This is a genomic window from Frateuria sp. Soil773 (assembly GCF_001428405.1).
Lineage (GTDB): Bacteria > Pseudomonadota > Gammaproteobacteria > Xanthomonadales > Rhodanobacteraceae > LMSL01.
This window is the reverse complement of sequence record NZ_LMSL01000002.1, coordinates 300399-311268: the sequence shown is the minus strand read 5'-3', so window position 1 is coordinate 311268 and position 10870 is coordinate 300399. Positions and strand designations below refer to the sequence as shown.

Sequence of the window (10870 nt, the reverse complement as noted above, 5' to 3'; positions counted from 1 at the left end):
CCCGCCGATACGGCGGGATCGACGAGGGAGGCAGGGTGGAACAGACGGATACGACGTTTGAGTCGTGCGATGTGGCGGTGATCGGCGGCGGGCCCGGCGGCAGCACGGCGGCGACGCTGCTGGCGCGGCACGGCTACAAGGTGATCGCGCTGGAGAAGGCGCGCCACCCGCGCTTCCATATCGGCGAATCGCTGCTGCCGATGAACCTGCCGGTGTTCGAGCGGCTCGGCGTGCTCGACAAGGTGCGCGCGCTGGGTGTGTTCAAGCCGGGCGCGGACTTCGAGGCCGACAACGCGCGCGGCTACAACACCTACGCGTTCGCCCGTGCGATCGGGCAAAGCCCGCCGCATGCCTACCAGGTATGGCGGCAGGACTTCGACAGGATGCTGTACGACCATGCGCGCGAGGCCGGCGCGGACGCGCGCGAAGGGCACGAGGTCGTGCGGGTGGAGCAGCGCGGGCCGCGCGAGACCTGGCTCGACGTGAAGACCGACGACGGCCGCGCCTATGCGGTGCGGGCGCGCTACGTGGTCGACGCCAGCGGACGCGACGCCCTGCTGTCGGGCAAGTACGGGCTGCGCCGCAAGAACGGCCAGCACCAGAGCGCGGCGATCTTCGGCCATTTCCGCGGTGCCGAGCGGCGGCCGGGCGAGGACGCCGGCAACATCAGCATCTACAGCTTCGCGCACGGCTGGATGTGGATGATCCCGCTGCCGGACGGCGTGATGAGCGTGGGCGCGGTGTGCCGGCCGGACTACCTCAAGCAGCGCCGGGGCCGCACCGTGGGATTCCTGCTCGACACGCTGAAGCTGAGCCCGGCGCTGTGGCGGCGCGTGGAACATGCCGAGCTGATCGGCGACGAGGTGCGCGTCACCGGCAACTACTCCTACGACTCGGCGCGGATGGGCGGGCCGGGCTGGGTGCTGGTGGGCGACGCGTTCGCCTTCCTCGACCCGGTGTTCTCCTCCGGCGTGTACCTGGCGATGAGCGGGGCGGAGCGGGCCGCCGCGATGGTCGACCGGGCGCTGCGCGAGCCGGAGCGCGAGGCGGCGCTGCTGCGCGCGCTGGAGAAGCGCCAGCGCGCCGGCATGGCGCGCTTCTCGTTCTTCATCTACCGCTTCAACGGCCCGGTGATGCAGCAGATGTTCCGCTCGCCGCACAACACCTGGCAACTGGAGCAGGGCGTGATCTCAATGCTTGCCGGCGACCTGTTCGACACGCCGAAGGTGCTGTGGCGGCTCAGGCTGTTCAAGCTGGTCTATGCGATCTGCTGCCTGCGCGACTGGCGCCGCAGCCGCGCCGAGCACCGATACCGGCTGGCCCAGGCCCGCACGCGGTTCACCGGCGGCAATACGCCGTTGGATCGGGAATAGGGAATGGAGAATAGGGAGTAGGAGAAGCGAGGGCCCGCAGGGCCGGGCGTATGAGAAACTTGCGGGCATGGTCCGGCTGGCACGGCTTCGATCATTCCCTATTCTCCATTCCCGATTCCCGCGCTCATGGCCAAGCTCTATTTCTATTACTCGGCGATGAACGCCGGCAAGACCACCACGCTGCTGCAGAGCGCCTACAACTATCACGAGCGCGGCATGCGCACGCTGATCCTCACGCCGGCGCTGGACAACCGCTACGGCGAGGGCGTGGTGGCCTCGCGGATCGGCCTGAAGGCGAACGCGCGGCGCTTCCGCGGCGACGAGAACCTGCTGGCGCTGGTGGAGGCCGACATCGCCCTGCACGGGCCGCTGCACTGCGTGTTCGTGGACGAGGCGCAGTTCCTCGCCAAGGCGCAGGTGTGGCAGCTCAGCGACGTGGTCGACAGGCTCGGCATCCCGGTGCTGGCCTACGGCCTGCGCACGGATTTCCGCGGCGAGCTGTTCGAGGGCAGCCGCTACCTGCTGGCCTGGGCCGACAACCTGGAAGAGATCAAGACGATCTGCCACACCGGCCGCAAGGCGACCATGGTGGTGCGCGTGGACGAGCACGGCCGCGCCGTCACCGAGGGGCCGCAGGTTGAGATCGGCGGCAACGACCGCTATGTCTCGGTGAGCCGCGCCGAGTTCAAGCACATCACCGAGGGTCGGGGCCGCATCGAGCTGCAGCAGCCGGTCCTGCCGCTGGGCGAGCGGTAGCCATCCGGCGAGGTACCCCATGAGCATCGCCCCGCGGCGCATCACCAACAAGGAAACGACATGGCCGAACCCACCTCCACCGGCGCCTGGCCGCGCCCGTACTGGCAGCCCGGCGACGAGGAAGCGGTGCTGCAGTTCTTCGTGTTCGGCCAGTTCGCGCCGGACCTGGCGATCCCGGCCGCGCGCCACGGCAGCAACGGCCTGCCCGAGGGCGTCGAGCTGCAGCGCTTCCAGAACGCCGTGCTGCGCCACTGGGACGGCTACCCGCTGGCCGGCGCGCTGGGCGCCCTGCTGAAGGAGGACGCGCCGGAGACCTACGAGCAGGCGCGCATCGAGCCCGACGTGCTGGTGGTGCGCGGCACCCTCAAGGACCGCGATTCGCTCGACTACCTGCGCGACACCATGGGCGTGCTCGCGGCGCTGCTGGACATCGGCGGCAAGAGCGTGCTCGACCCGCAGATCCTCACCCTGTTCGACGCCGCCGCCTGGCGCCGCCACTACCTGGTGCCGGGCGGCGCGCCGCCGCGCAACCACGTGCTGATCCTGCGCAGCGCCGACGAGGGCGCGGACCGCTCGCGCGTGCATACGCGCGGCATGCGCAAGTTCGGCCGGCCGGACCTGGAGCTGCGCAACATCCCCGATGCCGAGATCGACCGCGCCGGCCTGCTGTGCGAGCGCCTGGTCGAGCTGCAGGCGCTCGGCGCGCAGTTCGCGCAAGGCCAGCCGCTCGACGTCGACGGCGTGCCGGGCGGGCTCGTCGCGCAGCCGGGCGGCAGCATGGACGACCCGCGGTTCAGCAATACCCACGTGGCGTTCCGCTGGCCGGTGTGAACGCCGCGGGGCGCGCGGGATGACGCCGCCGCGCTCGGGTGCAATGGCATGGCGCCTGTAACACCCTTGTCATCGATTATGATGCGCAACTGCCCGGAGCCATGCGGGCTGCCCGGAGCCGGCGCGTCGTGCCTGCACCGGCGGCAGGCGAGGTTCTGCGAACAGGGGCGCCTCCTTTCGTATGCGCTGCCTTCCCGATGCATCGGCCGCGGCTTTGCGCCGGGCGCGTTCGCGAACGGGTTCGGGCGCTGGAAGGCGTTTTTCGAGAACGAGGATTCCCTGCACAGAGGGGAACGGTTTGAAGGAGCCATGCATGCGACAAAGCCCAAGGCGCGGTACACGGATGTTCGTGCTCCTGCTTGCCGTCGTCGTCTTCGCCCTCTGCGTCGCCAAGAGCGCCTGGCTGCAGCCGGAGCAGATCCAGCGCAACTACATCCTGGCCCTCATGCTTTGCACGGTCGGCATGCTGGCGTTCGCGACGGGACGCCTGGCTTTCGCCCTGGTCGTCGGTGGTGCGCTGTTCTACGAACTGGCGTTCATCGCGGCGGTGAAGTTCCGCTATCTGGAATCGCCGCTGATGCTGTCCGATTTCGTCTACTTCGTCCGCGGCAGCCTGGTCCAGACCCTGGGGCAGTACCCCCACCTGTGGCGCTCGGCGATATACACCGTGGTGATCGTGCCCTTGCTTCTGTGGCTCGTATGGCGCAACGACCGCCCGCTGTTTGGGCGCATGCGCAGCACCGGACTTCGCCTGGGGGCACGGGTCGCGGGCGTGGCGGCCTGCGCAATGCTTGCCTGGTTGTGCCTGCGGCCCGATGGCGTCTTCGCGGGTGTCTATCGCGCCGATCTCTGGAGCAAGCTCTCCGACGATGCGCACATGACCAACTTCTTCGTCACGGCGCACGACATGCGCCCCACCTTGCCTCCCATGAGCGATGCGGCGACGGCCGAGCGTGACTGGGGCGACACCGCCCAGGGGCGTGCGCCGGCCGGTGCACCGCCCGATGCGCGCCCCGACATCATCCAGGTGCTGGAGGAAAGCACGTTCGATCCTTCCGGCTTCGCCGGCTGCACCATCGCGCAGTGCCGCGTGCAGATGTTCCAGCCCGACGAGTACACCCGCGCCCACGGCCCGCTGCGCACGCATACCTTCGGCGGCGGCACCTGGGTCAGCGAATTCGCCTCGATCACCGGGATGCCGCAGAGCATCTTCGGGCCGGCCGGTGCGTATGCGCCGTTCGTGCTGGCGCCGCGGATGCACGACAGCCTGCCGATGCAGCTCGGCCGCATGGGCTACCTCACCATTGCGGTCTATCCCGCCAACGGTGGCTTCATCAACGCGCGCAACGCCTACCAGGCCTACGGCTTCGACAAGTTCTACGACATCGACGACCTCGGCATGAAGATGTGGCATGCCAACGACGAGCAGATGTTCGCCGCGGCCAAGAAGATCTACGACGAGAACCGAAAGGCCGGCCGGCCGATCTTCATGATGGTCCTGACGATGGCGCAGCACGGCCCCCACGACAAGCATCCGCTGAAGGAACTGCCCGCACCGTTCGACCAGGGCCTGCTGCCGGACCTTCCCCAGGCGCAGGAACTGAACCTGAGCGCTTACCTCGCGCAACTGCAGGAGTCGGACAAGGGCATGAGCCAGTTGGAGCGGGATTTCCTGCATCGCCCGGAGCCCACCGTGATCATGCACTTCGGCGACCACCAGCCGTCCTTCAGCGGTGTGATCCGCGAGATGCCGCGCACCGTGCCGGCGGGCCTGGAGCCCTACCGGGACAGCCTCACGTACTTCATGCTCAAGAGCAATTTCGCCGGCCCTACGCTGCCCAACTACCCGATGGTCGACATCGCCTACCTGCCGAGCATGGTGCTGCGGACCGCCGGCCTGCCCGCGGACCCCTATTTCTCGGCGTTGGAAAGCCTGGAGACCCGGTGCGGGGGCCTGTACGAGGAATGCCCGGACAAGTCCCTGCTGCATTCCTACCACGCGTGGATCTTCGACCACCTGCACGTCTACCGGTAGCGCCCGCGGGCCATCGCCGTCGCGGGCGCATCAGCGCTGGCAGCGCGGGCACCAGAAGGTGGAGCGCTGGCCGAGCACGGCCTGCCGCACCGGCGTGGCGCAGGCGTGGCAGGGCTCGCCGGCGCGGCCGTAGACGTTGAGCTCGCGGAAGAAATAGCCCGGCGCGCCGTCGGGGTTGAGGAAGTCGCGCAGGGTGGTGCCGCCGCGTTCGATCGCCCAGGCCAGGATGCGCTTCACTTCCGCGGCGAGCCGCGCGTAGCGTGCGCGCGAGACCGAGCCGGCGGCGCGGCGCGGGTCGATGCCGGCGGCGTACAGCGCCTCGCTGGCGTAGATGTTGCCCACGCCGACCACCACCGCGTTGTCCATCAGGAACAGCTTCACCGCCGCGCTGCGGCCGCGCGATAGGTGCCACAAGAGGTCGCCGTCGAAGGCGTCGGTCAGCGGCTCCGGGCCGAGGCTCGCGAGCAGCTCGTGGGTTTCGCCCGGCGCCTGCCACAGCAGGCAGCCGAAGCGGCGCGGGTCGGTGAAACGCAGCACGCGCGCGCCCTCGGCCGCGGTCGGTTCGAGCGCGATGTCGACGTGGTCGTGCCTGCCGGGCAGCGCGTCCGGCGGCAGCACGCGCAGCATGCCGCTCATGCCCAGGTGCAGCAGCGCGCTGCCCGCCCGGGTGTGCAGCAGCAGGTATTTGGCGCGCCGCTCCACCGCGTCGATGCGCTGGCCGGGCAGCAGTTCGGCGATCTCGCGCGGGATCGGCCAGCGCAGGTCGGGCCGGCGCAGCGTCACCGCGGCGACGCGGCGGCCGAGCAGGTGCGGCTCGATGCCGCGGCGGGTGGTTTCGACTTCGGGTAGTTCGGGCATGGGGGCGAGAAGTGAGATAAAGAGGAGTGAGAAGTGAGAGAGAGGCTGTGGCGATCAAGGGCCGTGTTGCACGAATGTGGTCGACAGGGCAAAGCCGTGCGGGTCACCGCGAACCGCACTCTCGCTTCTCATTCCTCTTCGCTCACTCCTAAGCCTCAGCTCCAGTCGGCGTGGAAACTGCCTCCGCGATCGACGCGTTCGAACGTGTGGGCGCCGAAGAAGTCGCGCTGCGCCTGGATCAGGTTGGCCGGCAACTGCGCGGAGCGGTAGCCGTCGTAGTAGGCGATCGCCGAGGCGAAGCCCGGCACCGGCACGCCGGCGCGCACGGCGGTGGCGACCACCTCGCGCAGCGCCGCCTGGTAATCCACCGCGGTCTCGCGCAGGCCCGGCGCCAGCAGCAGGTTGGCCAGCTGCCCGTCGTGCGCGTAGGCGCTGGCGATGTCCTGCAGGAAGCGGGCGCGGATGATGCAGCCGCCGCGCCAGATCTTCGCGATGGTGCCGTAGTCCAGCTTCCAGCCGTACTCGGCGGAGGCGGCGCGCAACTGCGCGAAGCCCTGCGCGTAGGACACCAACTTGCTCAGGTACAGCGCGCGCCGCACCGCCTCGATGAAGGCGTCGCGGTCGCCGGTGAAGGGCACGGACGGCGGCCCCTGCAACTGCGTGCTGGCGGCGACGCGCTCGTCCTTCAGCGACGACAGCACGCGCGCGAACACCGACTCGGTGATCAGCGGCAGCGGCACGCCGAGGTCCAGCGCGCTCTGGCTGGTCCACTTGCCGGTGCCCTTCTGCGCGGCGCGGTCGAGGATCACGTCGACGAGGTCCTTGCCGCTTTCCGGGTCCTTCTGGCGGAAGATCCTGGCGGTGATCTCGATCAGGTAGCTGTCCAGCTCGCCCCGGTTCCAGGTGTCGTAGATCGACGCCAGTTCGGCATTGCCCAGCCCGAGCACCCGCTTCAGCACGGCGTAGCTCTCGGCGATCAACTGCATGTCGCCGTACTCGATGCCGTTGTGCACCATCTTCACGTAGTGGCCGGCGCCGTCCGGGCCCATCCACGCCACGCACGGCTCGCCGTCCGGCGCGCGGGCGGCGATCGCGGTGAGGATCGGCGCGACCAGCTCGTAGGCTTCGCGCGGGCCGCCGGGCATGATCGAGGGACCGTGCAGGGCGCCTTCCTCGCCGCCCGAGACGCCGCTGCCGATGAAGTGCAGCCCGGCCTCGCGCATCTCGCGTTCGCGCCGGATGGTGTCCTCGAAGAAGCTGTTGCCGCCGTCGATCACCACGTCGCCGGGGTTCAGCAGGGGCTTGAGCGCGGCCAGCGTCTCGTCGACCGGGGCGCCGGCCTTGATCATCAGCAGGATTCGCCGCGGCTGTTGCAGCGAGTCGACGAACTCCTGCAGCGAATAGGTCGGCACCAGTCGGCGGCCGGGATGCGCCGCGAGCACTTCGTCGGTGAGCGCGCGCCCGCGGTTGTGGATCGACACGGCGTGGCCGCGGCTCTCGATGTTCAGCGCGAGGTTGCGGCCCATCACGCCCATGCCGTACACGCCAATCGGTTGCCTGGTCATCGCGGTGCTCCAGCTCGGGATCATTCCCGTCGATATGGGGCGAGGCCGTGGCGGCGCAAGTGTCCGCTACGGCGTGGCGCGGACGCCCTGCACCGGTCGCGGCGTATAGCGCAGCGGCACCAGGGCGATCCGCCGGCCGACCCGCACGTAGCGCAGGGGGCCGGTCGCCATGCTCTCGCCGAATTCCAGCGCCTGGCCGTCCAGGGTCAGCACGGCCAGCGGGTGCGACAGGCCGATCCGGCCCGGCTCGAACGCGTCGGCCTCGCGCCAGCCCAGCACGGGCGCGGCGGCGACCTCGGCCAGTTCGCCGAGGCGGCCGTCGTCGGCGCGGACGGGCGTGCCGGCGTCGGTCCGCCACCAGTGGCCGTCGCGCCTGGCGTAGTGCTCGACGGGCGCGCCGGCCAGGCGCAGCGCGATCGCGTCGATCGAGGCGGGGTCGCGCGCCAGCAGGGTGCCGTCGGCGGCGTGCCGGTCCTGCCGCCATTGCCAGCCGGCCGCCGCCAGCAGCGCGGCCACGGCCAGCAGGGCGACCAGCCGCCGGCGTCCGCTGCGCGTCATCAGCGCCGCCGCCGGCGCCACGCGATCAGGCCGCCGGCAATCAGCAACAGCAGCGGCAGCACGATCAGGAAGCCGAGGCTGGCGGTGTTGAGCCCGCCCTGCGAGATCCGCAGCAGCCGGTCCGGCGCGCCGCGCGGCGGCATGTTCACCAGGGCGTCGTCGCCGAGCAGCCAGTCGAACAGCCGCTCGCCCAGCGCGCGGTTGCCGCCGTTGCCGAGGAAGGTGTTGGAGAGGAAGTCGCCGTCGCCGACCACCGCCGCGCGCTGCACGCTCTTGTCCGGGCTGGGCGACAGCCGGCTCAGCGCGAAGCCGAAGTCCAGCGGCCCCTTCAGCTCGTCGGCGTCGGCGTCGTAGCGGATGGTCGAGCCGGCGTCGTTGGCAATCGGCTGGAACTCGGTCCAGCTCTGCGGCCCGGAGCGCAGGAACGGCACGACGGCCCAGGCGGTCTTGCTGACCTGCGCCAGCGCCGACGCCTGCGGGAACAGCGTGGTCATGCGGAAGCCGGCGGTGACCGCGTGGAACGGGTAGTCGCCGAGCGCGATCATGCGCGGATCCTGCAGCCCCAGCGCGCTGCCGCCGCCGTCCACCAGCACGCCCGGCAGCACCCGCACGCCGAGCGCGTCGGCCAGCGGGCGCAGGCCCAGGTCCTCGTTGCCCGGCTCGGTCAGCCACAGCAGGTTGCCGCCTCGGGCGAGGTAGTCGGTGAGCGCGCGCACGGCGCCGGCCGGCAGCGGCAGGGTCGGGCTGGCCAGCACCACCAGGTCGGTGTGCTGCGGCACCGCCGTCACCTGCGAGAAGTTCAGCGGCACCGCGCGCATGCCGCGGCTTTCCAACTGGGCCATGAACGTGCCCAGGTCGGCGTTCGCCTTGCCGTCGGGCTGGCGCTCGCCGTCGCCGGCGACGAACGCGACGATCCGCTCGCCGCCGCGGGCGAGGCGTTCCAGCGCATTGCTCAGGCTGCGCTCGGACAACTCGTCCAGGTGCTGCTCGCGGCCCTTGTAGTGCACGATCAGCGCGCCGTCGACGGTGATACCCAGCTCGCGCATCGCCGCCGGGTCCCGCTCGGGATCGACGAAGCGCAGGCCGAGGTCGGGCTTGAGCCGGGTGTAGCGCTGCACGAAGGCGGCCACGGTCTGGCGCAGCCGGCCCTGCGGGCTGGCGTAGCTGACGATCTCCACCGGGCCGTCGAGCTTCGCCAGCACCGCGCGGGTTTCCGCGGACAGGCTGGCGCGGCCGCCGGCGGTCCAGTCGGCGACCACCGCGTGGCGGCTGCCCAGGTAGCCGATCGCGGCGGCGCCGAGCAGCAGCGCCAGCGCGAGCAGCCAGCCGTCCAGGCGCGCGAAGCGGCGGCCCATCAGTTGCGCTCCCGGTCGCCGGCGAGGCGGTGCGCCGCCAGCACCAGCGCCACCGCCGCCACCAGCACGAACCAGAGCAGGTCCGCGCTGGAGACCAGTCCGCGCAGCAGGGTTTCCAGGTGGGTGCCCAGCGCCAGCCAGTTGAGTACGCCGTTGTCGATGCCGGCGACCTGCGCGCCCAGGTTCACGATCCACAGCGCCAGCGCCAGCATCAGGCTGGCCGCCGCAGCGATCGCCGGGTGCGAGGCGTACGCCGAGCAGGCCAGGCCCACGGCGGCCAGCGCGGCCAGCATCGCGGCGCTGCCCAGCGTCGCGGCGGCCAGCTTGCCCCAGTCCAGGTGGGTGCCGTGCGCCACGCTCAACGGCATCGCCAGGGTCAGCAGCAGCCACAGCAGCAGCCAGCCGAGCACGGCCAGGTACTTGCCCAGCACGATCTGCCAGGCCGGCGTGCCGGTGGCGAACAGCAGCGGCAGGGTGCCGTTGCCGCGCTCGCCGGCCAACGTCGACATGGTCAGCAGCGGCACGATCACCAGGGCCAGCTCGGCCAGCCCGAACGGCAGGAAGCCGCCGGTCAGCATGCTGCTGAGCAGCGGCACCGCGACCAGGTCGGTATAGCCGGGGCCGCCCGGCATCGCGGCCAGCTTGACCTGGCCGGCGAGGAAGCCGCCGAGCAGCAGGGTGAAGCGCCAGGCCAGCTCGGCCAGGGTCAGCGCGCCGAGCACCCAGGCCAGCGGGCGCACGGAGAGCCGGCGCAGTTCCAGCCGCGCCACCGCGAGCGTGCTCATGCGGCGCGCGCCTGCGCGCCGTTCATCGCGATCTCGAAGAAGCGGCGCTCCAGCGCGGCGTGGTCGTCGTTCGCCACCGGGCCGTCGTGGCGCAGCGTGCCTTCGTGCAGGATCGCCACGCGGTCGCACACCGCGGTGACCTCGGCCAGCAGGTGGGTGGACAGGATCACCGCGGTGCCGGCGGCGGCCTGCTCGCGGATTAGCGCGCGCAATGCCGCGACCTGCACCGGGTCGAGCGCGTTGGCCGGCTCGTCCAGCACCAGCAGGGCCGGCCGGTGCAGCAGGGCGCAGGCCAGCCCTAGGCGCTGGCGCTGGCCCTGCGACAATACGCCCGCCAGCCGGCGTACCAGCGGCTGCAGCTCCAGCCGCTCGATGACGGCCTCGCGCGCCTGGCGCAGTGCGTTCCCGGCCAGCCCGCGCAGGCGCCCATGGGTGTCCAGGTGTTCGCCCACGGTCAGTTCCTGCCACAGCGGGGCACGTTCGGGCAGCCAGCCCAGCAGCCGGCCGGCCAGTTCCGGGCGTTCCAGGAAGTCGTGGCCATCCAGGGCGATGCGGCCGCTGTCGGGGCGCAGGGCTCCGGCGATCATCGACAGGGTGGTCGATTTGCCGGCCCCGTTGACGCCCAGCAGGCCAAGCACCTGGCCGCGTCGCAGTTCCAGGTCGAGGTCCCGCACGGCGGCCCGGCCGGCGCGGCGACGGCTCACCGAATCAAGCTTTAACAGCGGTTGTGGCAAAGTCATTGCTTGATTGTCAC

The 10870-nt window shown here is 71.0% G+C and carries 10 protein-coding genes; 4 read left to right on the top strand and 6 right to left on the bottom strand.

The window, feature by feature from the left end:
• Positions 1–35 precede the first annotated feature (35 nt).
• From ASG87_RS01465 to ASG87_RS01450, 4 genes are all read left to right on the top strand, one after another.
• A complete protein-coding gene (locus ASG87_RS01465) occupies positions 36–1373 on the top strand; it encodes an NAD(P)/FAD-dependent oxidoreductase (protein ID WP_055999685.1) in 1338 nt (445 codons plus the stop codon).
• Positions 1374–1499: 126 nt separating this feature from the next.
• Positions 1500–2129, top strand: a complete 630-nt coding sequence (locus ASG87_RS01460) for a thymidine kinase (RefSeq protein ID WP_055999682.1) — start codon at positions 1500–1502, stop codon at positions 2127–2129.
• 60 nt (positions 2130–2189) lie between these two features.
• A complete protein-coding gene (locus ASG87_RS01455) occupies positions 2190–2960 on the top strand; it encodes a hypothetical protein (protein WP_055999678.1) in 771 nt (256 codons plus the stop codon).
• Between the two features lie 343 nt (positions 2961–3303).
• Positions 3304–4995, top strand: a complete 1692-nt coding sequence (locus tag ASG87_RS01450; protein WP_235499550.1) for a sulfatase-like hydrolase/transferase — start codon at positions 3304–3306, stop codon at positions 4993–4995.
• A 30-nt stretch (positions 4996–5025) separates the two neighbouring features.
• On the opposite strand, the gene mutM is transcribed toward ASG87_RS01450, so the two are convergent.
• The 6 genes from mutM to ASG87_RS01420 form a co-directional block, all read right to left on the bottom strand.
• On the bottom strand, positions 5026–5853 hold the full coding sequence (mutM, locus tag ASG87_RS01445) for a bifunctional DNA-formamidopyrimidine glycosylase/DNA-(apurinic or apyrimidinic site) lyase (RefSeq protein ID WP_055999671.1): 828 nt from the start codon (positions 5851–5853) through the stop codon (positions 5026–5028).
• Between the two features lie 155 nt (positions 5854–6008).
• Entirely contained in the window at positions 6009–7418 is a 1410-nt protein-coding gene (gene gndA / locus ASG87_RS01440; protein ID WP_056000257.1) for an NADP-dependent phosphogluconate dehydrogenase, read from the bottom strand.
• 66 nt (positions 7419–7484) lie between these two features.
• On the bottom strand, positions 7485–7976 hold the full coding sequence (locus tag ASG87_RS01435; RefSeq protein ID WP_056000254.1) for a hypothetical protein: 492 nt from the start codon (positions 7974–7976) through the stop codon (positions 7485–7487).
• Complete coding sequence (locus ASG87_RS01430) at positions 7976–9331, bottom strand: Gldg family protein (protein ID WP_055999668.1); 1356 nt, start codon at positions 9329–9331, stop codon at positions 7976–7978. Before ASG87_RS01430 ends, ASG87_RS01435 begins: the two co-directional genes overlap by 1 nt.
• Complete coding sequence (locus ASG87_RS01425; RefSeq protein ID WP_055999665.1) at positions 9331–10116, bottom strand: ABC transporter permease subunit; 786 nt, start codon at positions 10114–10116, stop codon at positions 9331–9333. Before ASG87_RS01425 ends, ASG87_RS01430 begins: the two co-directional genes overlap by 1 nt.
• On the bottom strand, positions 10113–10856 hold the full coding sequence (locus tag ASG87_RS01420; protein ID WP_055999662.1) for an ABC transporter ATP-binding protein: 744 nt from the start codon (positions 10854–10856) through the stop codon (positions 10113–10115). The genes ASG87_RS01425 and ASG87_RS01420 overlap by 4 nt, the downstream gene beginning before the upstream one ends.
• Positions 10857–10870: the final 14 nt, after the last annotated feature.